The following is a 23,514-nucleotide window of genomic DNA, read 5'->3' on the forward strand; positions in this document are numbered from 1 at the left end:
TTGTAACAATTACGTATTAGAAAATATCATGCCAGTTTTTTAAAATTGTTGCCCAATGATAAAGTGGGTTTCCCAACCGTTCTTTTGAGTACTACCTGGTAATGGGTCGAAACCATGACCAAAGTCAATACCTAATAATCCAAATGCAGGCATAAACACTCTTAGACCAAAACCTGCCGAACGTTTAAGTGCAAACGGGTTGTACTCTGCAAATTCATCATAAGATGCTCCTGCTTCTGCAAATGTAAGAACATATATCGAAGCTTGTGGCTTTAATGTTATTGGGTAGCGCAATTCTAACGAAAACTTATTATATACTGTACCACCACTATTAGATGATAATGCTTGGTTAGGGTAACCTCTTAACTGAATTACCTCTCTACCATCAAGTGCATAGTTAGCAAGACCGTCACCTCCTAAGAAGAATCTTTCGAATGGTACTAAACCACGATCTGAATTGTAAGCACCCATGAAACCAAATTCTGCTAGAGAACGGAACACTAATTTATCATATAGACGCGTGTACCAGTCTGCCTTAAATTTAACTTTGTAGTATTCTAACCAGTTAAATTTCTTTTGGTCAACTTTTGCAGGGTCTGCCGCTGCATCTTGGTAAGAGCCTACAGGATAACCGTCTTCATCAAGGTATGCTCCACTAGGTACTTGTACTATACTACCATCTGCCGCTTCTATTTGATATGGGTCTCCGTTGTTTTTTGATTTGTATGCTTCTTGGTTTCCAAGGTCGCCATAGTCTATACCGTTAAAGAAAGAGTATGGTAATGTTGTTCTAAAACTTACGCTAAATAATGATCCATAAGTAGGGTATATAAGGCTGTTACCTCTATTATCTCTACTAAGTTCTATAGTATAGGCAAGGTTTCGAGAAGATCCATTACCAAAGGTAAATAACCCAGTGTTATAATTATTAAGATTGTAATACTGGAATGTTAATGAGTGCGAAAGCGTAACCCTATCGCTTATACCACCAAGCCTTTTTGCAAGCCCCATAGTAATAGATGATATGGTAAAACTTTGTGACCTGTTTACATCTCTCGTTTGGAAATTGTATAGGTATTGTTTACTGTGAGATAGTGAGCTGAATAACTGTATTGGTTTTTTTCCGCCAAGCCATGGTTCTGTAAAAGAGAAACTATAGGTTTGGAAATAAGTACTACCCTGTGCTCTTAGCGATAGCTTTTGCCCATCGCCCATAGGTATAGGTTTATAAGCTTCTTTATTAAAGATGTTTCTTATAGAGAAGTTATTAAACGATAGTCCTAGTGTACCAATAAAGCCACCGCCGCCATAACCACCTTGTAGTTCTATTTGGCTCGAACCTTTCTCTGTTACATGCCATTCTACATCTACAGTACCACTAGCAGGGTCTGGGTTTTTAACGTCTGGACGAATAGTTTCGGCATCAAAGAAGCCTAGCGTACCAAGCCCTCTTATAGTATTTACTACCTCTTCTTTATTCCATTTTTGCCCTGGTCTTGTTGTAAGTTCTCGATAAATAACGCGGTCGTTAGTTTTATCATTACCTACAACAGTAATGTTGTTAAAGTAAGCTATAGGACCTTCGGTTATTCTTATCTCAAAGTCAATGGTATCGTTGTAGGTTTTTACTTCTACTGCATTTATGTTAGAGAAAAGGTAACCATTATTTTGGTATAGGTTGGTAATGTCTTCGCCATCAGGCTTATTAGGGTTAGCTATTCTTTCTTGTAGTAGTACACTATTGTATACATCTCCTTTGTTAATACCTAATATTCGGTTTAATTGTTGGTTGGTATAAACCGAGTTACCTAAGAATTTAATATTACCAAAGTAATATTTATTTCCTTCTTCCATAGTAAGGTCTATGGCAACCCTATTGTTTTTAGGGTTATATACTACCGTGTCTGCGGTTATACGAGCATCGCGATATCCTTTTTCTTTATATTTTTCAATTACGTTAGCAAGATCTTCTTTATACCTTTCGTTGGTAAACTTAGAAGGTGAGAATAAACGCAATGGATTAGGAAAACCTTTTTCTTTGGTTTTCTTCATTGCTTTTTTAATCTTACGGTCAGATAATTGCTCGTTTCCGCTTATATTAATATCAGAGATTCTTACTTTTTTACCCTTGTCTATATTTACTACCATTTTTACAGTATTAGTACTGTCTGGTATAACATTTATAGCCACTTTGGTTCTGTAAAAACCATCTTTTTTAAACTTATTCTCTATATAGTTTTTAGTATTGGTAACAAGGTTCTCGTTAACAATTTTACCTTTAGTAAGCTGTGTGTCTTTAAGTAGCGATTCGCGCTTTCCTTTTCTTACACCTTGTATTTTTACGTCACTAAGTTTAGGTAGCTCGTTTATACTTAGTTCTAAGTATAGGCTATCGCCTTCTATTTTATTAGCATAGAAGTTAATATCGCTAAAAAGCTTTAACTGCCATAGTTTTTTAATAGCAGCACTTATCTCTTCGCCAGGAACGTGTATTGTTTGTCCTTTTTCAAGACCCGTAAAGGTTAATACTGTATTCTCGTTATAACTTATTTTTCCGGAAACGGTAATATCGGCAAGTATATATTCTTTGCCAGGCTCAAGCCCATTAGTTTCCTGAGCAAAGGCAATATTGCCTGTTGCAAGTAATAAAAAGCCAAAAAGTAATAGGATGCTCTTTTGAAACATTGACTTATTTAATTTGTTCACTGGTTTTTCCAAATCTGCGTTCTCTTTTTTGATAACTGATAATTGCTTCATGTAAATCTTTTTCCCTAAAATCGGGCCATAAAATGTCTGTAAAATAAAACTCTGCATAGGCTACTTGCCATAGCAAGAAGTTACTAATGCGTTGCTCGCCACTGGTTCTTATTACAAGATCCACATCTGGCAGGTTGTTGGTGTATAAATGCTCGTTTATGGTAGATTCACTTATGTCTGATATTTCGAGGTTATTGGTTTTTATTTTTTCGCCTATTGCTTTTACAGCAGATACTATTTCTTCTCGAGAGCCGTAGCTCAGGGCAAGCGTAAGTGTCATTCTGCTATTGTCTTTGGTAAGTTCCATAACATCAGTAAGTTGTTTCCTTGCTGATTCGGGTAGTTGTTGTGTATTACCTATTGTGTTTAGTTTTATGCTATTTTCTTGTAACGTAGAGAGCTCTTTTTTTAATGAGCTTACCAATAGTTTCATAAGCGTGTCAACCTCAAGCTTTGGTCTATTCCAGTTCTCTGTAGAGAAAGCATATAGTGTAAGGTTCTCTATACCTAGTTTTGCACATACCTCTACCGTTTCTCTAACGGCTTTAGTTCCGTTTTCGTGCCCAAAAGCACGAAGCATACCTTTTTGTTTAGCCCATCGCCCATTACCATCCATAATTATGGCAAGGTGCTTTGGTAGCTTATCAGTATTTATTGTTGTAGGTTGATTCATAAAATTAGTTAGCGCAGTAGCAAGGTTTGTTACCAAAGGTATAGGTTAGTGTAAAGCCCGTAAAAACATACCAGTCGTTACTTTCGAGATTACCGAAACTAAGTTCTTCATAATCTGGATGGTTACTTCCGTCTAGATTGTCGGTAAATGTATATCGTGCGCCCACTTCAAATCCTATTATAAAATTTTCAATAACGTTAGTTTTAATACCTACAACCATGGGTATGGCTATACCACCAGCACCATCTCCGGTATAAACTCTTCCGTTTTCTATACGTTTTTCTTCATACCTGAAATAGCTTAAACCACTATACACATATGGTGTCATCTTTAAATCTGGCTCATGCAGGTTAAAATCAAAAAAATTAAATTCAAGCCCTAAAGATAATTCTTTTACACTATTCTCAAACTCATAGCCTCTTTGTTTTCGTCCAGACACATCGGAATCGATGTCGTTAGAGCTTATTTTACCATAGGTATAAGATATTCTCCATGAGTGTCTTGGGCTTCGGTTCCATTTGTACATTAAACCTAATGCCGCATCACTTGGAGCAATATAGTCTGTAGGACCAACATCGCCAATGTAATTACTGCCGCCAACAAATACACCAAACTCGTGTATTTGAGCTTTCGTTTTTACGCTCATCAAGATTAATACTATTACAAAAAAAATCCGGTTCATTCGTTCAAAATTGGGTGCAAATATAACAATATAGATTTCTAAAATCCCTTACATTAATCATTTTACGTTCATATATAGATATTTTAGCAAAATAATACAGTCTTGAAAACGAAAGAAGAGGCGGTGTAGTATATATATAGGGCAAAAATCTTGGTTTAATTTCTTTTGTCTTCGCCCCATAAAAGTTTTTTGCGAAGCGTATCGAGGAATTTTTCTTGCGGAAATTCTACCAAATGAATTTTAAAATCTGTTTTTTTGATGCAAAGTTTGGTTTCTACATCTATAGCTATTATTCTAGAATCGAGCGATACTAAATGTTGTTCTTCTCGGCTAGAGACTATTAATTCTATATCGGTGTCGTCGGGTATTACAAGCGGACGCGCATTAAGGTTGTGGGGTGCAATAGGGGTAACTACTAAGCTATTTACATCTGGTGTAAGTATTGGTCCGCCACAACTAAGTGAGTAGCCTGTAGAGCCTGTGGGGGTAGATATTATAAGTCCGTCTGCCCAATAGGAGTTTAAGTAGTCACCATTAAGTCGGGTTTCTATGGTTATCATAGAGGTAGTATCTTTACGGCTAACGGTAACTTCATTAAGGGCATAATCAAGATCTTCTAATTCTTTATCTTTCCCTTCATAATTTAGTGAGAGTAATGTTCTTGACGATATTTTATACTCTTTTGTAAAAATAAGCGGTAGTAGTTTTTCTATATCTTCTTGTTGTACGGTGGCAAGAAAACCGAGTCTCCCTGCATTAATACCCAGTATAGGTATGTTTTTGTCTCTCACAAAGGTAGCTGCTCTTAGCATAGTGCCATCGCCACCAATACTTATAAACATATCAAAACCAGATTCTAGTTCTTTATGAGATGCAAAAGTAGGATAGGTAATGTTTAGAAAGTTGTTTTCTATAAGTACATTGTAGAAATTAGTTTCAAAGGCAATTTCTGCATTGTGGTTATTTAAAACCTCTAGCACCTTTATTATAATATCTTCGGTATTATCTTTATAATATTGTCCGTAAACAGCAATTTTCATATATGATAATTAAATATTCAGGTATTTGTCCAAATAGTCGCTTCGATCTTTTAATGTGTTCAGGTAGGTGTCTTCCTGATGTTCAGATATAATTTCATAATTATACCTCCTGAAGGTTTGTATAATTTCGCTAAGACCTCCCATGTTTATTTTTAGCGTTATTTGTACTTTTTCAAGATTAGCTTCAGAGATAAAAAGTCCTAGTAATTTGCCATTGTTGCTTTCTACAATTTGTGCAGCTTCGCTCATGCTATATTCTAGCATGTTTTTTTCTACTACCAATATGCCACCATTTTCTTTTAGAAAAGGCGTTTCGTGAAAGAAACGTATTATGTCGCCTATTTCATAATAGCCTAAATAAGTATTGTTGTTATCTAGTATAGGCATAATGTTGGTTTCGTTTTTAGCGAAAGCCTCTAGCACATCGAGCCAAATGGTGGTGTCTCTAACAAAAAAGCGACCGAAAGAAAAACGATTTTCATCTATTTTTTTCTCAATATCCATTAGCTCGGTATCCTCTGCATTAGCAGCGCCTATGTATACATTATTCTCTATGACAGGAAAATGCGAAAATGGATACTCGGCAAATAAATCTTGCGCAGTAGCGATAGTATCGTTTGTGCGCAAAGGTTTTATGTCGTTATTGATAAAATCTGTAATATCAATCATGCAGGCAATGATTTTATTTATGCAAAATAATCAAAAAATAAGGATATTCTGCCTTTTTAAGTTTGTATTTTTGTAAGGCAAAACACATTTAACAAAGATATGGCAAAACTTAGTGTAAACATAAATAAAATAGCCACGTTACGTAACTCTAGAGGTGGTAATGTACCCGATTTATTAAAAGTAGCTGCCGATGTACAGCAGTTTGGTGCACAGGGGATAACGATTCACCCAAGACCAGACGAAAGACATATTCGTTATCAAGATGCGCGCGATCTTGTACCAGTAGTATATACTGAATATAATATTGAAGGAAACCCTGTAAAGAAGTTTATCGATTTAGTGCTTGAAACTAAGCCAACACAAGTAACACTTGTACCTGATGCAGATGATGCTATAACAAGTAATGCAGGGTGGGATACCATTAAAAATAAAGTTTTTTTACAAGAGGTTATACAGGAGTTTAAACAAAACGGTATACGTACTTCTATATTTGTAGATCCTGTGCCAGAAATGGTAGAAGGAGCAAAGGTTACAGGTGCCGATAGGATAGAGCTTTATACCGAAGCATTTGCACACCAATATGGTTTAGGTAATAAAGACGGTATTAAGCCGTATGTTGAAGCATCTAAAATAGCGAATCAGCTTGAGTTAGGGATAAATGCAGGGCATGATTTAAGTCTTGATAATATAAAATATTTTGCAGCAAATATTCCAGGATTATTAGAGGTTTCTATAGGACACGCTTTGATAGCCGAATCGTTATATTTAGGTTTAGAGAATGTAGTGAATATGTATTTGCAAAAAATGAAATAGAATATGCTTGAATCAAGAATAGAAGGAACAGGAAAACCATTTGTGATAATGCATGGTTTTTTAGGAATGTCAGACAATTGGAAAACTCTTTCAGGCGATTATGCTGAGAAAGGTTATGAGGTGCATGCTTTAGATATGCGAAATCATGGTAAAAGCTTCCACTCGGAAGAGTTTAATTATGATGCTATGAAGCAGGATGTGTACGAGTACTGCGAAGGGCATAATTTAGACAAGATAGACTTGATGGGGCACTCTATGGGTGGTAAGGTGGCTATGTTTTTTGCCATGGCATACCCTGAAAAGCTCAACAAGCTTATAATAGCCGATATTGGTACTAAATATTACAGACCACATCATCAAGAGATATTAGCAGGACTTGCAGCTGTCGATTTTTCTCAAAAACCTTCGCGTAGCGATGTAGAGGAGGTGCTTAAAGGGTATGTGCCCGATTTTGGTACACGTCAGTTTTTAATGAAAAGCCTGTATTGGAAAACCAAAGGGCAGCTTGCCTTTAGGTTTAACCTTGATGTATTTACCAAAAACCCTGACACTATAGGTGAGGCAGTACCCGAGAGTGCTGTTTATAATGGTGATACACTTTTCCTGAGAGGGGAAAACTCAAGTTACATACGCGATAAAGATATTGATGGTATTAAAAAGCACTTTCCGAATGCCGAGATAGTGACTATAAAAAATGCAAGCCACTGGTTACATGCCGAAAATCCGAAAGATTTTCTTGCAGCAACATTGGCGTTTCTTGCTTAATGTTAGTCGTTATTGGTTGTAAATAAAGAGGGGAGTGCCGTGTTTTTTAACCCTTGTTGTATAAAGAGCCATAAAAAGTTAAAAACCGATTTGTTTTTTACCCGTTCGACAGCAACATCAGTATTTTTCATAGTGTTGTTGCTGTTGTTTTTTATAATTAGGTTACCAAATATAGATAGTAGTTCGTTTTTATCATTACTATCTTTTTTGAGTATTTCAACTTTTAAGTTGTCATAATGTATAGCAAAAGTACCTGTTGATTTTTCTCGATTCCCGTTAAATGTAAAATCTACTTTATTAATATTGCCCGATGTTTTGGCATTCATTAGTCCTTTTGTTACAGCATTAAGTTTTGTAGCATCTAGCTTTTGTAGTTTTCCTTGTATAGTAAAAGCATCTGATGCATCGGTGATGTTAAAAAACCAATGCACTTGTAAAGGGGCTTGTTTCATAAACAGAGCTTGTACATCTATTGTGGTATCGGGTATTTCTTTTTTACCCACAGGGCTATAAAGGTTGTATATGCTTGCATCAAAATTAGAAAAAGAAACTTTTCCAGATGGTTTGTCATAGCTTAGTTGCTCTTCATAAACTATCGTTGATTTTTTTAGAGTTAGAGTATCTACTTTTAAGTCAAAATCAAGCTCACGAAGCATTTGGCTATACAGTTTTTTTGTTTTTAAGTCATCTTTTACCATTTTACCACGGTATATATTTGCGTCTACCTCTTCAATGTTTAGTCTAGGGATGTGTACAAATAGTGTGTCGCTGTTGTAACCCCAGTCATTTTCAGGGATATCAATTTTAGCAGCTGTTATGGTAAACTGATCACGCTCTACAGGTATACTGTTGTTAAACTGAGTTCTGTTTTGTTGCGGAATAAGTTTAAAATCGGATGCAGAAAAAACACCTTCATTATTCTCTATATGCGCAAGGGTTATAGTGTAGAACTTATTTACTTTGTATAGTAGGCTATCGCAGCTAAAGCTGTAATTCTTGTACCTTACGGGTATCTCTTTAGTAACAGAGGCGCTGTCTATTGTAGTGTTAGTTATTTTAAAATTTATATTGCTTGCTGTTACAGTAACATTTTGCAAAGAGTCTAGTATGCGTAGTTTTCCTTTTTTTATCGTTATTCTTTGAGTAGTAATGGTGTTTTTTAAAGGTTTTATAAAGCTATCTTGAGTAGCGTGTTTTTTTTGTTTATGATATAATATTACTTCAGGACTGTCTATAGTTATGCTTTTAACTTTAATGTGGTTTTGCCATAATAGTGCCCATAGGTTAAATTGTTCGACCTCTATCTGTTTTATTTTCCCAAAAGTGCCTTTGTTCTTTGTGCTCAAACTGTCCTTAGGTGCAAGGTAAGCGTTGTGTATCGTGAAACTTCCTGAAATGAGGCGTACATCGATGTCATCATAGTTTATGTTGTATGGGAAATCTTTTTCAGATTGTAGAATTTTGGGTAATTTTTGTGTCACCCAATAACTTATACCAAAGTTTATAAGTAATAATAGTACAGTAATAGAGGCTACTATAATAGCGGTTTTCTTTAAAAAATGCATTTTTTGTATTTTACTATCAGAAAGGTACATATTATATCTTCAATTGGTTAGTATTTAAGTTTTTATTAGTAAATCATGTAAGGTTGTTGTTTTTGTAGATTTGACTAATGTGTTAGATTAAATCAATATTTTAACAGTAATACTTGTGAATTGTGTAATTTATGATTTATTGTTTTAGATAATAAATATTATGATTGCATAATAAATTGTCTAAAAATATTGTATAATTCATATTTTATGCTAATTTTGAAATAAGATTATGAAATGAAAAACTAACACATTTTTATGACAATGAGAAAACTATTATCTTTAACAATTGCGGCTTTAACAGCTTCCTCAGCTTTTGCAGGAGGATATCGTGTAGCCCTACAAGGACAAAAGCAGTTGGCCATGGGGCATACTGGGGTAGCTGTTGTAAACAGTGCCGAAGTGTTGTTCTTTAACCCTTCGGGTATGGCATTCCTTGAAGACCGTTTTAATGTATCGGTTGGTGCCAATGCGCTTTTTGCTCGTACTAAATTCCAGAACGAAACGTATAACTGGAAATCTTCTACCGAGAACTTCGGAACACCATTTAGTGTCTATGCATCATACAGAGTAAACGATTGGCTATCGGCAGGTATTGCTGTATATACCCCTTATGGTAGCTCAGTAGAATGGGATGAAGACTGGGATGGTTCACACTTAGTAAACAATATAGATTTACAAGCTATATATGTACAACCCTCTATATCTGTAAAGATAAGCGATAAGCTTAGTGTAGGTGGTGGTCCTATATATGTAAGTGGTAGTGTAAACTTTAACAGGAATCTTACACGAAGCCTTACTAACGAAGCGGGAGAAAGATCTGATCTTACTATTGATGCATCGGGTGTAACAGCTTGGGGATGGACAGCAGGTTTTATGTTTAAGCCTGTAGATAAGTTAATGCTTGGATTTAACTATCGTTCTGAAATTACTATGGAGGCACGCGATGGCGATGCTACTTTTAATGACCTTCCTGCTTTTGCACAAGGTACATATGCTAACACCACTTTTAATGCCGATCTTCCGCTTCCTGCTGAAGTTTCAGTAGGATTCTCTTATGAACTGACTGATAAATGGCTTGTTGCTGTAGATTATAACCGTGCTTACTGGCATGCTTATGAGTCACTAGATGTTAGCTTTGGCAATGGTACACCAACATCGGTAAATCCTCGTAACTATAAAGATGCAAGTACTTATAGAGTGGGAACACAATATATACCTAATGAGAAATTTGCTTTTCGTGCAGGTTGGTACTTTGATGAAAGCCCTGTACAAGATGGTTATTTTGCTCCTGAAACGCCAAGAAACGATTCTATGGGCTTTACAGGTGGTTTAACATACCAAATTAATAAAAAATTAGGTGTTGACTTTTCGTTCCTTTACCTTCACTTTGATGAAGTTGACAATTCATACGATCACTACTCAGAGGGTACACAAGATGATGTTTCTTTTGGTGGTACGTATAAAAATGTGGTATTCTCTCCGGGCGTTGGTTTAACATACAGTTTCTAAAAAAAAGATGAAGATGAAAAATAAATTTATATGCTTATCCGTACTGGCATTTATGTTTGCCGGTTGCGAACCAGAATTTGAAAATGAAGTAACCAATGGTAGCTATAATTCGGGCGATGCCGATTTTACGTCCTATGTTGCAATAGGTAATTCGCTTACTGCAGGTTATATGGATGGTAGTATGTCGCGCGTAGGGCAGTCATACTCTTTCCCGAACCTAATGGCGCAGCAGTTTGCTGTAGCAGGTGGTGGTGCATTTACACAACCCTCTTATGAAGAGGATGTAAATAACCTTGGAGGTATAAGTGGTATTTATAGCACAAGATTAATTATTGATGCTTCTGCAGGTGGTCCTGAACCTATAGCAGGCACATCTACCATAACATTAACACCACAAGCAACTGCTTATAATAATATGGGGGTTCCTGGTGCAAAATCATTTCACCTTTTAGCTCCTGGCTATGGTAATGCTGCGGGCTTAGAGTTTGGATTGGCTAATCCATATTTTGTTCGTCATGCTACATCAGCTACAGCTACAGTGTTAGGTGATGCTATGTCTAAAAACCCAACGTTTTTTACAAACTGGATAGGTAGTAACGATGTTTTGGCTTTTGCTACATCGGGTGGTTTAGGTGTTAATCAGCTTGGAAATTTTGACCCTACGACTTATGGCTTTAATGATATTACCGATCCTACAGTATTTGCGGGTGTATATTCGCAAATAACCACTACACTTATGTCTGGTGGTGCAAAAGGTGTTGTTGCTACAATACCAGATGTTACTTCTATTCCGTTTTTTACAACAGTGCCCTATAACCCTGTTACACCAGCGCTTTTAGGTGATGGAGATGTTGCTGTAGGGCAGGCTACTATAGAAGGGCTTAATGCTCAACTTTATGGTCCTATAGTACAAATTTTGGCTGCTCTAGGGCAGTCTGATAGAATTTCACTATTATCTACAGTAGGGACTAGTCCTTTACTTATAGTAGATGAGTCGTTAACAGATCTTTCTGCACAGTTAACAGGTGCATTAATTCAGGGAGGCTTTTCTAACGAGTTGGCACAATTTGTAGGTTCAGTATATGGACAGGCAAGGCAAGCTACTTCAAGTGATTTGGTTCTATTAAGTACGCGTTCGGTTATTGGTTCAGCTCCTGCAGGTGCTCCTGCTCCGTTTAATGTTTTTGGTATAACTTATCCGTTACAAGATCAGCATGTACTTACGGCTAGTGAAGCTGCTATGGTTGCAGAGGCTACGGCAAGTTTTAATCAAACTATAAGGGGTATAGCACAAGCTAATGATCTTGCTGTTGCCGATATGAATGCTATAATGACACAGCTTGTTAGTGGTTTAAGAACTGAGGATGGGCAGCTTTATACTGCCGATTATTTTAGTACTTCGACCATTAGTACAGTGTTGTTTTCACTTGATGGGGTACACCCAAATGCGAGAGGGTATGCTTTAGTGGCTAACGAAATTATAAAAGTTATAAACGATTATTATAATGCCAAGTTGCCACAAATAAATGCAGGTAATTTCCCTTCTGCAACAGTTTTACCTACTAATTAAGAGTTAAAGTCTATAATAAATTAAAAAAAGCACCCTGATTTTGGGGTGCTTTTTTTAATTTTACAAAACACACTTTTATATATAAAAAAATGAATACGATTATAAAAATATTTTTTACTACTGTTTTTGTACTGTTATTATCCTATTTATTACATGGTGTAGCTGTTACAGGCTGGATGGCAGCTTTATTAGTAGCACTTGTTTTAGGTTTGCTAAATATTTTTGTAAAACCAATACTTGTGCTTTTTACATTGCCTGCCACCATACTAACACTTGGGTTATTCTTGCTGGTAATAAATGCTATTATCATAATGCTTTGCGATACTTTAGTTCCTGGTTTTGCTGTAAACAGTTTTTGGAGCGCGCTACTGTTTAGTATTGTGCTTTCTTTTTGCCAGTCATTAGTATCAGGGATGTCTGATAGAGAAAAATCCTAAAGCGCAATGCACTAATGCGGTAGTAACAATACAATAAATGTAAAAACTTGGATGGCTTGTAAAAATATTATAATTTTGCAAGCCATAATTTTATGGTATTTAAACAATTTTAGATAATGAACATTACGAGAGAGCAGATAGATGCACTAAACGCAGTTGTTACAGTAGCTATAACTAAAGACGATTATAAGCCACAAGTAGATAAAGTTTTACAGGATTACAGAAAAAACGCTAATATTCCTGGTTTTAGGAAAGGTGCTGTACCTATGAGCCTTATAGAAAAACAATATGGCAAAGCTGTATTGCTTGAGGAAGTAAACAAAGTACTTCAATCTTCATTAAATAAATATATATCTGAAGAGAAACTAGATATACTAGGTAACCCGTTACCTAAGGTTACTGAAGATTTTGATTGGGATACTGATGATTATGCTTTTGAATTTGAGCTTGGTCTTGTTCCTGAGTTTACTGTAGATCTTGCTGCAAAAAACAAGATTGTAAAATATACTATAGTTGCTGATGATGCAATGCTTGATGAGCAAGTAGAGCGTATACAGAAACAATATGGTAAACTTGTTCCTAAAGATAAAGTAGCAGAAGGTGATGATATGCGTGGCATTTTCTCTAATGAAGAGAAAGGTATTAATAATGAAGTAACTATTAATACAGCGGCATTTAAAACTAAAACCGTTGCAAAGAAATTTATTGGTAAAAAAGTAGGTGATGTAGTTACTGTTTCTACAAAAGGACTTTTTGATGACGACCATAAACTAATGGAGCACCTTAAAGTAGAGCATGACGATGTACATGGTCTTGAAATTGATGTAAACTTTACTATAGAAGAAATAAATACTACAGAGCCAGCAGAGCTTAACCAAGAGTTATTTGATAAACTTTTTGGAGAAGGTAATGTAACATCTGTAGAAGGAGTTAAAGAGAAAATAAAACAAGATGCTGAACAACAATTTGTACAGCAATCAGATCAAAAATTCCTTAACGATGTTACCGAATCGCTTTTAGGTAGTACTAAATTTGATCTTCCTACTGAGTTCCTTAAAAAATGGATACAAACTGTAGGAGAAACTCCTTTAACTGCTGAACAAGCAGAAGAAGAGTATGCAAAATCAGAAAATGGTTTACGTTATCAACTTATTGAGGGTAAAATTGTAAACGATAACAAGCTTCAAATTAATTTTGAAGACCTTAAAGCTTATGCTACTGAGATTATTAAAAAGCAAATGGCACAGTTTGGGCAAATGAACCCTACTGATGAGGATGTTGAAAATATAGTAGCACGAGTGCTTTCTGACCAAGAAGAGGTTAAAAGGCTTTCAGATCAGGTTATGAGCGAAAAAATGCTTAACCTGTTTAAAGAAAACGTGAAATACAAAACAAAAGAAGTTACTTACCAAGATTTCGTTAAAGAAATGTATGGTGAATAATTTTCGTAAAAATTGAGTATATTTGAGCGTCATCCTTATTTAAGGTTTGGCGCTTTTTGTTTCTTTAATTAACAATTGCTAAAAAACTGAAGTATGAACTACGGTAAAGAATTTAAAAAATATGCCACCAAACATCAGGGCATAAATAACTTATATTACGATAAACTGGTAAACCGTGTAACACCAACGGGGCTTACTCCAAATATTATAGAAGAACGTCAGATGAATGCGGTAGCAATGGATGTTTTTTCACGATTAATGATGGATAGAATTATCTTTTTGGGTACAGGTATAGACGACCAAGTAGCAAACATCGTACAAGCACAACTATTATTTTTAGAAAGTGTAGATGCGTCTAAAGATATTCAGATATACATTAACTCACCAGGAGGTAGCGTATATGCTGGTTTAGGTATGTATGATACTATGCAGTATATAAAGCCCGATGTAGCTACAATATGTACAGGTATGGCAGCTTCTATGGGGGCAGTACTTTTATGTGCAGGAGCAGAGGGGAAACGTTCGGCATTACCACACTCAAGAGTAATGATACACCAGCCATCTGGTGGAGCGCAAGGTGTAGCAACAGATATGGAAATTAACCTTCGCGAAATGTTGAAGCTGAAAGAGGAATTATACCAAATTATCTCGACACACTCAGGACAAACTTTTGAGAAAGTACATAAAGACAGCGAGCGCGATTACTGGATGAAAGCTCCTGAAGCAAAAGAGTACGGAATGATAGATGAAGTACTTATAAGAGAGTAGAAAATAACCGATTAACTTTTTACGTTATCCAATTGGTAGTTGGTATAAACCACTGCTAATTGGATAATGAATTTTAAAATATGGCAAAAGAAGTATTAGAATGTTCTTTTTGTGGCAGGAAAAAGCCCGAAACCAACTTGCTTATAGCAGGTATTGATGCTCATATATGCGACAGGTGTATAGAGCAGGCGCACGGCATTGTGTTAGAAGAACTAAAACAAAACGGAGCATCGCTTGTTGATGGCGACCTTGAGCTTAAAAAGCCAAAGGATATACGTGAGTTTTTAGACCAATATGTAATAGGGCAAGACCAAACCAAAAAGGTGCTAGCAGTTGCAGTATATAATCACTACAAGCGATTAATGCAGCAACAAGATGATGAGGATATTGAGATAGAAAAGAGTAATATACTCATGGTAGGGCAAACAGGTACAGGTAAAACTCTTGTAGCCAAAACAATAGCTCGTATGCTTAATGTGCCACTTACTATAGTTGATGCTACGGTACTTACCGAAGCAGGTTATGTGGGTGAAGATGTAGAGAGTATTTTAACAAGGCTATTGCAAGCTGCCGACTATGATGTAAACAAAGCCGAACGCGGTATTGTATTTATTGATGAAATAGACAAAATAGCCCGTAAAGGTGATAATCCATCTATAACTCGAGATGTTTCGGGAGAGGGTGTGCAGCAGGCATTACTGAAGTTGCTAGAAGGTACGGTAGTAAATGTACCGCCAAAAGGTGGACGTAAACACCCTGACCAAAAGTTTATAGAGGTAAATACTCAAAATATATTGTTTATAGCAGGTGGTGCTTTTGATGGTATCGATCGTGTTATCTCTAAAAGGCTAAACCACCAAGCTATGGGGTATAGCGCTTCAAAAGGTACCGATAATGTAGATAAAGAGAATTTATTACAATATATTATTCCTAAAGATGTAAAAGATTTTGGATTAATACCTGAAATAATAGGTAGGCTTCCTGTTCTTACACACATGGATCCTTTAGATAAAGCAACATTAAGAGCTATACTTACTGAGCCTAAAAATGCATTAGTAAAACAATATAAAAAGCTTTTTGCTATGGATGAGGTAGTATTTACCATATCTGAAGATGCGCTAGATTATATTGTAGAGAAAGCATTAGAGTATAAGCTTGGGGCAAGGGGGTTACGCTCACTTTGCGAGGCAATATTAAACGATGCTATGTATGAGCTGCCAAGCTCAGATGATAAAGAGCTATATGTAGATAAAGAATATGTAGAGCATCACCTTAATAAAAACTTATTAAAGCGACTTAAAGCAGCTTCGTAATAAGTTATATTTATACAGTAATAAAAAAAAGACCTCTTCGTATGGAAGAGGTCTTTTTTTTATTATCTGCTGACAGCAGTGTTTTGTTTTTGAGTAATTGCTACTTGCTTTTCAGCTTTTTGTGTTTTGTCAATTTTTTTATTTTGACTAATGCATCGTTTTCTTCCGCCACAACTGTAGCGGTGTAGTTTAGGTCCGCAAGCAGTTGTTAAAAACATTAGTGCGGCGCCTGCTAATAATACATAATTCTTTTTCATATGGCTTATTTTAATTTTTCTTTAAAACAAAAGTAGTAGAATAAATTTAATTAACTGATATTCTTGTTGTTAAAGCTAAGCAATATTTATGCCATACCAGTAGATGCTTTACTGTTTTCCTGTAAAACTTTTAGCTCCTCTATATAATGTCTTTCGTTAGAAAGACGAGGTATTTTATGTTGTCCGCCTAGTTTGCCCTGTGCTTTTAGCCAATCGTAAAACAATTTTGGGCGTGCTACATTCAGTACAAGCGGATTCAGTGTCATGTTGTTATAGCGCTTCGCCTCATAATCAGAATTTACACTTTGTAGGGCTTCATCTAGTAATTGCCTGAACTGCTCTGGGTTTTCAGGAGCATTTTTAAATTCTATAAACCACTCGTGTGCGCCCTTTTCTCTGCCTTCCATAAATATAGGGGCAACAGTATAATCAATAACTTCTACGCCTGTTTGTTTGCAAGCTTTAGCAACTGCTTTATCAGTATTTTCTACCATTAACTCTTCGCCAAATACATTAATATGATGCTTTGTACGTCCTGTAACCTTTATGCGGTGTGGGCTAATAGATGTAAACCGTACAGTATCTCCTATAAGGTAGCGCCATAACCCAGAGTTGGTAGTTATTACTATGGCATAGTTTTTATTTAGTTCTACCTCGGCAAGACGAATAACTCTTTGGTTGAGCTTCCCAAAAGTATCCATAGGGATAAACTCATAAAAAATGCCATAATCTAACATTAGTAGTAGCTCGTTACTATCGTTAGCGTCCTGTATGGCAAAAAAGCCTTCGGAGGCATTATATATCTCGTAGTATTGAAAGCCGCTTTTTGGCAGTATTTTCTTGTATTGCTCACGGTAAGGTTCAAAGCTTACACCACCATGAAAATAAACCTCTACGTTAGGCCATACTTCGTGCAGGTTGCTCTTGCCTGTTTCTTCTAGTATTTTGTTTATGAGCACCATCATCCATGAGGGTACGCCTGCAAAGCTGGTTACATTTTCGTTTATGGTTTCGTTTACTATAGCAGATAGTTTCGTTTCCCATTCGCTCATTAGCGATACTTTATTACTTGGTGTACTGCTATACTCTGCCCAAATAGGCATATTGTCTATAAGTATTGCCGAAAGGTCGCCAAAGAAAGTGTTATTGTCTTCATAGAGTTGTTTGCTGCCCCCAAGCCTTAGACTTTTTCCTGTAAAGAGTTGCGATTCCTCATTATTATTAAGGTAGAGACAAAGCAGGTCTTTTGCTGCTTTATAATGGCAATCTTCTAATGATTCAGGGCTTACGGGTATAAATTTACTTTTAGCATTGGTAGTACCACTCGATTTTGCAAACCATTTTATGGGACTTGACCAAAAAACATTTTGTTCGCCACGTCTTGTTTGTTCTATAAGTGGCTCTAAATCTTCGTAAGTAGATATAGGTACGCGTTCAGAAAAAGTGTTGTAACTTTTTGTTGATGCAAAACCATGTTTCTTACCTATAGCTGTGTTTTCTGCCGTACGTATAAGGTTCATGAGTAGTTCCTCCTGTACCTCATTGGGGTATTTGAGAAACAACTCCATATCGTGGATGCGTTTCTTTAGTATCCACGACGCTATTGAATTGATTATGGGCAACGGCATATTTATAGTATCTTAGTGCCCATAAAAATACTAAATTTTCTATGCAATACGAAGGTGTACTCACAAAAATGCAAACCGAATTTGGCAGCCCTATTCAGTACTATTTGGTTTTCGATTCTAGCTTTTTAAATGTGAACCAGTTATTAGGGCGCGATATCGAATTAAATTTTTTAGGTTTTCAGTGTTTGAACTGTGGTAAGAAAAAGAAAATTTTTAGAATGGGGTATTGTTATGATTGTTTTTATAGCACTCCTGCTGCGGGTGACTGGATCATGAAGCCCGAATTAAGTACGGCTCATTTGGGTATAGCAGACAGAGACCTTGCGTTTGAACAGAAAGTACAGTTGCAGCCTCATGTTGTATATTTAGCCTCGTCTAGCGATATAAAAGTAGGGGTAACCCGAAAATCGCAGGTGCCTACCCGATGGATAGATCAAGGGGCAAGCCAAGCAATGCCCCTTGTAGAAGTACCTAACCGATACCTAGCGGGTATTACCGAGGTTGCTTTAAAAGACCATATGGGAGACAAGATTAATTGGAAAAAAATGTTGTTGAATAATGTGGTACCTGCTGACTTAGCAGCTAAACGAGCAGAAGTAGAACAATGGTTGCCTGATGAAGTAAAGCCTTATTTTAAAGAGACTAAAGAACAGCTTTATACATTAGACTACCCTGTGCTAGACTACCCTAAAAAGATAGCAAGCCTAAATCTTACTAAGACTCCTGCTTATAGTGGTAAGTTGATAGGTGTAAAAGGGCAATATCTTATATTTGAAGATGGTACTGTATTTAATGTACGTACTTACGAAGGGTTTGTAGTACAGCTCAATGTGTAACTTTATAGTAAAGAGATAATAAAAAAATCCCTGTAGTGTAACTACAGGGATTTTTTTATTTTAAAGAATAAGTGAATTACTTATTCTTTTTTATTTTTATTAAGGAATCCGCCAATAATGTCTTTTGCTTTATCCTTAGCTTTTTCTTTAGTTTCTTCTACTTTTTCTTTTGCCTGTTCTTTAGCTTCTTCTGTTGTAGTAGGAACTGGCGCTTTAGTACTGTCAGAGTTATTACTACCAAGACCTAACATGTCTTTTATCTTATCTTTTCCTTGGTTAATAAGCTTGTCTTTTTGCTGTGCAACTAGCTGCTTGGTAAGGTTAGTAACCGATTTAGATAAGTCGGTACTTACTTTAGGATTAGTAAAGTTACCTGTAATAACGGCATTAACAGGAACGCTTATTTTACTTGCATCAGTATCATTAAGAGAGCCTATTAGTTTAGTTACTTCGCTGCCCAAGTATTTTGCTGGCACATCTAGTACTACATCATAGTTCATAGATTGATCAAAACCATGTTGCCCGCTTACCTGAATAGGAATATCCTGATAATTTAAGTTTATAGGTTTGATGTTTACTTTACCATTCTCAAAGGTAAGATTAGCTTTTAGGTTATCTAGCTTTAGCTTACTCATGTCTAAGAATTTTACATTTTGGCTAAGAGTACTTAATACTTTAGAGTTCTCTGCTTTAACGGCAGTGTTAAATAATTGCCCGTCAAGCCCACCTGTTAATGAGTTTAAGTCAGGTGTCATTTCTTTACTGTCTAGGTTACCTGCAACATTAATGGTAGTATTTAGTTTACCTGTAATTACTCCTGCTATTGGCGCTATAGATTTTAGCATTTCTAGCTGCGTAAATGTTTGTGGTATATCTACTTTGTTTAGATCAAGATTCATTTTAAAAGTAGGTACTGCACCTTTTGTAGATATATTTCCGTTTGCTGTTATTAGTCCTTCAAACATATTTGTTTTAAGGTTTTCTAGTGTAACGGCTTCATCTTTTATAATCATTTTACCCGATACATTTTTCATGTTTAGGTTATCATATACTACAGTATTTGCTTTTGCAGTTATGGTACAATCTAGGAAAGCAGGTATTTTAACGGCTTCTGATGTTGTAGTAGCTGTAGGTTTTGCTGCTTCGCCTTCTTTAGATTCTTCTTTACTTCCCTCTGTTTTTGCAGTAGCAACAGGCTCAGGAGCCATAAAGTCAGCAACTAATAACTGGTTAGAATTCATATTGAAGTTACCTTGTAAGGTTTGGTCTTTAAACATAAATCCATAAAAATTATTTAGTGTACCTGTAATAGCAATATCCGATTGACCTGTTTTAGCATTAAATGCGCTTAGGGTTACCCGACTTGGGTTAAACTGCATACTAGCTTGGGTTATTTCTATTGGTTTTGGTAAACCATCACCCGAATAAGTAAAGCCTGAAAGGCTTAGGCTACCACGATTGTCAATTTTTTCATACTGACTGTTTTCTACCGCTTTCATGTCGAATTTAGTAGCAACATCGGCTTTTAATATACCAGATAATGGTACATCCATTTCTATAGGGTAGGCTTTGCCTAAATTACCTAAATTAATAGTTCCTTTAAGCTCTGCATTTACAAGAGCATTTTCTACTATGTTACGAACTGTAGCCTTAGCGTCGAATACATCCTGATCTATTCTAAACGAAAGTTTATCAAGGTTTACATACGTGTCGTTAAGTAAGCCTGTTTCGTTTACAATTTTAGTGTCTATAACAATGTTTTGTACTGATTTTGGTAGGTCAGGATATTGAAATGAAGCATTGTTAGATGCTATAGCAATATTAAATTTAGGTACTGTAGTTTCACTATATAGCCCGTTTACTTCTCCATCTATAGTAAAATCACCTTCAGTTTTAACTGATTCTAAGCTGCCTGAATAAGCTTCAGGTATTAATCCTAAAAAGTTTTTAAACGATGAGGTTGGCGTTTTAAATGTAAGGTCAATTTTTTGCCCTTCTTCTATCATAGCTACGCTACCATCAAACTCTAATGGTAATTGGTTAATCAGTGCTTTGTTTTCTTTAAAGGTATAAATGCTATTTTCAAGGTCAAGACCTAATACTGCATCCAGCTTTAAAGATACATTGCGCATATAGTTGGTCTTGTCCATGTCCATAGTCAGCTTGGCTGAGGTTTTGGTATCAAGGTCAAGTTTACTTTGTTCAAAGTTACCGTGCCCCTCATGGTATAGGCTATCAATAACCATGTTTATTTTAGAGCTTTCGTCAAAGTAGCGGAAACGCAAGTTTTCGACACTATAGTCTTGCATGTTTAGTGCAAAAGGCGTGCTTTCAGATGTTTCGGTAGTATCATCTTCAGTTTCGTTATTTTTAAGAGCGATATCAAAATTACCAATACCGTCTTTGTTAAAAAGGATATTTACAATACCATCTTTTGTATGTATATATTTTACACTAATAGGTTCGCCTTCACCTTTAAATAATTCTTTTATAGACATACTAAGGTCAATTTGCCCCATATATACAAGCGTGTCACCTTCAAAAGGAGCTTTATTGATAATACTAAGCTTATCAACTGTTACACTTGCCATAGGGAAATCGCTAAACAAGCTAAGGCTCACATCTTCAAAGGAAACGGTAGCGTCTACTTGTTCGTTAATAGCTTTTGCAACCATCGATTTTATTTTTCCTTTAAATATAAAAGGAGCCGCTATTAATGCGATGATAAGTACTAGCAAAATGATGCCAGTCCATTTTAAAATTTTTTTGACCATAGTTTAGTTATATTTTGCCATAAAGGTACAAAGAAACCTATATAAGAAAGTTAAAAAGATACTAACGTAAATTATCGAATGGTTATTTCATAAGGCATAATAACCTGTGTGCCTCTTAGTTGGCTAGCACGTCTTATACGCTCAATAACCTGATAGTTTTCTTCGCCTAGTTCCTCTTTAATAAACTCTTCTTTGCTTTGTGCAAAAGGTAAGCCCGATGCATTTGCGAAAAAGTCTTCAAGGTTACGTTCATATTCAGGATAGTTTTTGGTGCTGTAATTTTCTGTTTTACCTAGTTTTGCAGCATAAGCTATGGCATCATCAAGCCCGCCAAGCTCATCGGCAAGTCCATTTTTAACAGCATCTGTACCCGACCATACTCTACCTTGTCCCAAAGCATCTACTTGTTCTTTGGTCATTTTTCTGCCATTTGCTACGCGGGTAATAAAAGTATCATAAACACTTTCTACACTTTGTTGTATCATTTCTCTTGTGTTATCTTCAAGCGGAGTAAACACGCTGTAGCCTGCCGAGTTTTTATGGGTGTTTACCTGCTCAGTATGAATGCCCATGTTTTTAGACAATTCTGTAAAGTTTGGTAATACACCAAATACACCTATAGAGCCTGTTATAGTAGTAGGTTCGGTAAAAATTCTATCGGCATTACATGATATGTAATATCCGCCAGATGCAGCAAGGTTACCCATAGATACTACTACTGGTTTTTTCTTTTTAGCAAGTTCTATATCTCTCCATATTAAGTCAGATGTAAGGGCACTACCACCAGGAGAGTTTACACGCAATACAATAGCTTTTATATCATCGTTATCTGCGGCTGCTTTTAGGGCTTTGCGCATTGATATTTCGCCAATGCTAGTAAGGTTGCCTTTACCGCTTCCTATTTCACCTTGTGCATATATAATGGCAATTTGATCTTCGGCTCCCGAAAGTAGGTCTTTAAACTGATTAGCCTCTACATAATCTAATATACTAACCGTGTTAATTTCTTCGTCTTTCTTTATTTTTAGCGCATGACGGATGCCATCTTGAAACTCATCAATATAGCCTATTTTGTCAATAAGTTTACTCGCTTTTGCCATATCAGGCGTACGTGCCGAAAGATTATCGGCAATGCTGTTAATGCTATCTAGCGGTATGTTACGGCTTTCAGCAATTTCTGATGCTATAGTGCCCCATACTGAGTTGAGTAATGTACTTATTTGTTCTCTGTTTTCAGGACTCATTTCATTACTAAGGAAAGGTTCTACAGCAGCTTTAAACTTACCGTGACGAATAACTTCCATTTTAATTCCTGTTTTTTCTTGTAGGTCTTTATAGAACATAACTTCAGATGAAAGTCCTTTAAATTCCATTTCACCAACAGGGTTTAAATAAATAGTGTCGGCTACAGACGTTAAGTAATAATCTGCCTGACTATAGGTGTCAGAATAAGCAACTATAAATTTTCCTGATTTTTTAAAGGCTTCAAGACGATCTCTCAATGCTTTGTTTTGTGCCATACCCAATGTAGTAGTACTATTGGTTAGCGTAATACCTTTTATTTTATCATCTGTTTGTGCAGCATCAATAGCTTTTAGTACATCAAAAAGTCCTTCTTTAGGTTCAGAGTTTAGAAAACTAAAATCATCACTATGAAAAATACCGGCATAATCATTAGTTACTTCGCTAATGTCTAACTCGATAACAGAGTTCTTTTTTACAGTAACCACATCGTCACTACCACTACCTGCGGCAACGCCAATAATGATTATAACTAGGAAGAACAAAAGGCAGAAAAGGAAAAGTCCTACTACCGTTGACAGTACATTTTTTAAAAACTGCATATAAATACTATTTAAATTTTAGGTATAAGTAGCAAAAATACACATTATGTTACAGTCATTATTACATTTGACTGCATCATTAAAAAATTATTGATACCGTTGCATAATGCTGCTCGCATTTAAAATTGTTTTATTTACTTTG

The 23,514-nt window shown here is 35.9% G+C and carries 19 protein-coding genes; 9 read left to right on the plus strand and 10 right to left on the minus strand.

Annotation, left to right across the window (positions count from 1 at the left end; genetic code table 11):
* Window positions 1-39 precede the first annotated feature (39 nt).
* The 5 genes from DVK85_RS07865 to DVK85_RS07885 all read right to left on the minus strand — a co-directional run bounded on the left by DVK85_RS07865 (window position 40) and on the right by DVK85_RS07885 (window position 5,821).
* The gene (locus DVK85_RS07865; RefSeq protein WP_205431381.1) at window positions 40-2,757 is read right to left on the minus strand and encodes a BamA/OMP85 family outer membrane protein; all 2,718 of its coding nucleotides are present in this window, start codon (window positions 2,755-2,757) and stop codon (window positions 40-42) included.
* Window positions 2,690-3,430 carry an isoprenyl transferase gene (locus DVK85_RS07870; RefSeq protein WP_114679010.1) on the minus strand — a complete coding sequence of 247 codons (741 nt, stop codon included), beginning with the start codon at window positions 3,428-3,430 and terminating at the stop codon, window positions 2,690-2,692. The genes DVK85_RS07865 and DVK85_RS07870 overlap by 68 nt, the downstream gene beginning before the upstream one ends.
* 4 nt (window positions 3,431-3,434) lie before the next feature.
* Window positions 3,435-4,112, minus strand: coding sequence for a type IX secretion system protein PorG (gene porG, locus DVK85_RS07875; protein WP_114677920.1), 678 nt, complete (start codon window positions 4,110-4,112; stop codon window positions 3,435-3,437).
* 155 nt (window positions 4,113-4,267) lie between these two features.
* Window positions 4,268-5,152 carry an NAD kinase gene (locus tag DVK85_RS07880; RefSeq protein WP_114677921.1) on the minus strand — a complete coding sequence of 295 codons (885 nt, stop codon included), beginning with the start codon at window positions 5,150-5,152 and terminating at the stop codon, window positions 4,268-4,270.
* Window positions 5,153-5,161: 9 nt separating this feature from the next.
* Entirely contained in the window at window positions 5,162-5,821 is a 660-nt protein-coding gene (locus DVK85_RS07885) for a CBS domain-containing protein (protein WP_114677922.1), read from the minus strand.
* A gap of 99 nt (window positions 5,822-5,920) precedes the next feature.
* On the opposite strand from DVK85_RS07885, the gene DVK85_RS07890 reads away from it, so the two are divergent.
* Window positions 5,921-6,634, plus strand: a complete 714-nt coding sequence (locus DVK85_RS07890; RefSeq protein WP_114677923.1) for a pyridoxine 5'-phosphate synthase — start codon at window positions 5,921-5,923, stop codon at window positions 6,632-6,634.
* 3 nt (window positions 6,635-6,637) lie between these two features.
* Window positions 6,638-7,399 (plus strand): alpha/beta fold hydrolase, encoded by a 762-nt coding sequence (locus DVK85_RS07895; RefSeq protein WP_114677924.1) that lies wholly within the window; start codon window positions 6,638-6,640, stop codon window positions 7,397-7,399.
* A 2-nt stretch (window positions 7,400-7,401) separates the two neighbouring features.
* On the opposite strand, the gene DVK85_RS07900 is transcribed toward DVK85_RS07895, so the two are convergent.
* Window positions 7,402-8,964, minus strand: a complete 1,563-nt coding sequence (locus tag DVK85_RS07900; protein ID WP_127960572.1) for an AsmA family protein — start codon at window positions 8,962-8,964, stop codon at window positions 7,402-7,404.
* Window positions 8,965-9,255: 291 nt separating this feature from the next.
* Here DVK85_RS07900 and DVK85_RS07910 point away from each other — a divergent pair, with 291 nt between their 5' ends.
* The 6 genes from DVK85_RS07910 (at window position 9,256) to clpX (ending at window position 16,033) form a co-directional block, all read left to right on the plus strand.
* Window positions 9,256-10,503 (plus strand): OmpP1/FadL family transporter, encoded by a 1,248-nt coding sequence (locus DVK85_RS07910; RefSeq protein ID WP_114677926.1) that lies wholly within the window; start codon window positions 9,256-9,258, stop codon window positions 10,501-10,503.
* A 13-nt stretch (window positions 10,504-10,516) separates the two neighbouring features.
* On the plus strand, window positions 10,517-12,073 hold the full coding sequence (locus DVK85_RS07915; protein ID WP_114677927.1) for an SGNH/GDSL hydrolase family protein: 1,557 nt from the start codon (window positions 10,517-10,519) through the stop codon (window positions 12,071-12,073).
* Between the two features lie 89 nt (window positions 12,074-12,162).
* A complete protein-coding gene (locus tag DVK85_RS07920; protein WP_114677928.1) occupies window positions 12,163-12,510 on the plus strand; it encodes a phage holin family protein in 348 nt (115 codons plus the stop codon).
* Window positions 12,511-12,626: 116 nt separating this feature from the next.
* Window positions 12,627-13,952: a trigger factor gene (gene tig, locus DVK85_RS07925; RefSeq protein WP_114677929.1), complete on the plus strand. Its 1,326-nt coding sequence runs from the start codon at window positions 12,627-12,629 to the stop codon at window positions 13,950-13,952.
* A 93-nt stretch (window positions 13,953-14,045) separates the two neighbouring features.
* A complete protein-coding gene (gene clpP / locus DVK85_RS07930) occupies window positions 14,046-14,720 on the plus strand; it encodes an ATP-dependent Clp endopeptidase proteolytic subunit ClpP (protein ID WP_114677930.1) in 675 nt (224 codons plus the stop codon).
* Between the two features lie 80 nt (window positions 14,721-14,800).
* Window positions 14,801-16,033, plus strand: a complete 1,233-nt coding sequence (gene clpX / locus DVK85_RS07935; protein WP_114677931.1) for an ATP-dependent Clp protease ATP-binding subunit ClpX — start codon at window positions 14,801-14,803, stop codon at window positions 16,031-16,033.
* 62 nt (window positions 16,034-16,095) lie between these two features.
* Here clpX and DVK85_RS07940 read toward each other — a convergent pair whose 3' ends face one another.
* Together DVK85_RS07940 and DVK85_RS07945 are read right to left on the minus strand one after the other, a co-directional pair.
* Window positions 16,096-16,290: a hypothetical protein gene (locus tag DVK85_RS07940; protein ID WP_114677932.1), complete on the minus strand. Its 195-nt coding sequence runs from the start codon at window positions 16,288-16,290 to the stop codon at window positions 16,096-16,098.
* An 86-nt stretch (window positions 16,291-16,376) separates the two neighbouring features.
* Window positions 16,377-17,918: a GH3 auxin-responsive promoter family protein gene (locus DVK85_RS07945; RefSeq protein WP_114677933.1), complete on the minus strand. Its 1,542-nt coding sequence runs from the start codon at window positions 17,916-17,918 to the stop codon at window positions 16,377-16,379.
* 41 nt (window positions 17,919-17,959) lie between these two features.
* Here DVK85_RS07945 and DVK85_RS07950 point away from each other — a divergent pair, with 41 nt between their 5' ends.
* Entirely contained in the window at window positions 17,960-18,754 is a 795-nt protein-coding gene (locus DVK85_RS07950) for a DUF2797 domain-containing protein (RefSeq protein ID WP_114677934.1), read from the plus strand.
* Between the two features lie 80 nt (window positions 18,755-18,834).
* On the opposite strand, the gene DVK85_RS07955 is transcribed toward DVK85_RS07950, so the two are convergent.
* Both DVK85_RS07955 and sppA read right to left on the minus strand, forming a co-directional pair.
* Window positions 18,835-21,528, minus strand: a complete 2,694-nt coding sequence (locus DVK85_RS07955) for an AsmA-like C-terminal region-containing protein (RefSeq protein WP_114677935.1) — start codon at window positions 21,526-21,528, stop codon at window positions 18,835-18,837.
* Between the two features lie 71 nt (window positions 21,529-21,599).
* Entirely contained in the window at window positions 21,600-23,372 is a 1,773-nt protein-coding gene (gene sppA, locus DVK85_RS07960) for a signal peptide peptidase SppA (RefSeq protein WP_114677936.1), read from the minus strand.
* Window positions 23,373-23,514: the final 142 nt, after the last annotated feature.

The organism is Flavobacterium arcticum (genome assembly GCF_003344925.1).
Taxonomy (GTDB): Bacteria; Bacteroidota; Bacteroidia; order Flavobacteriales; family Flavobacteriaceae; genus Flavobacterium; species Flavobacterium arcticum.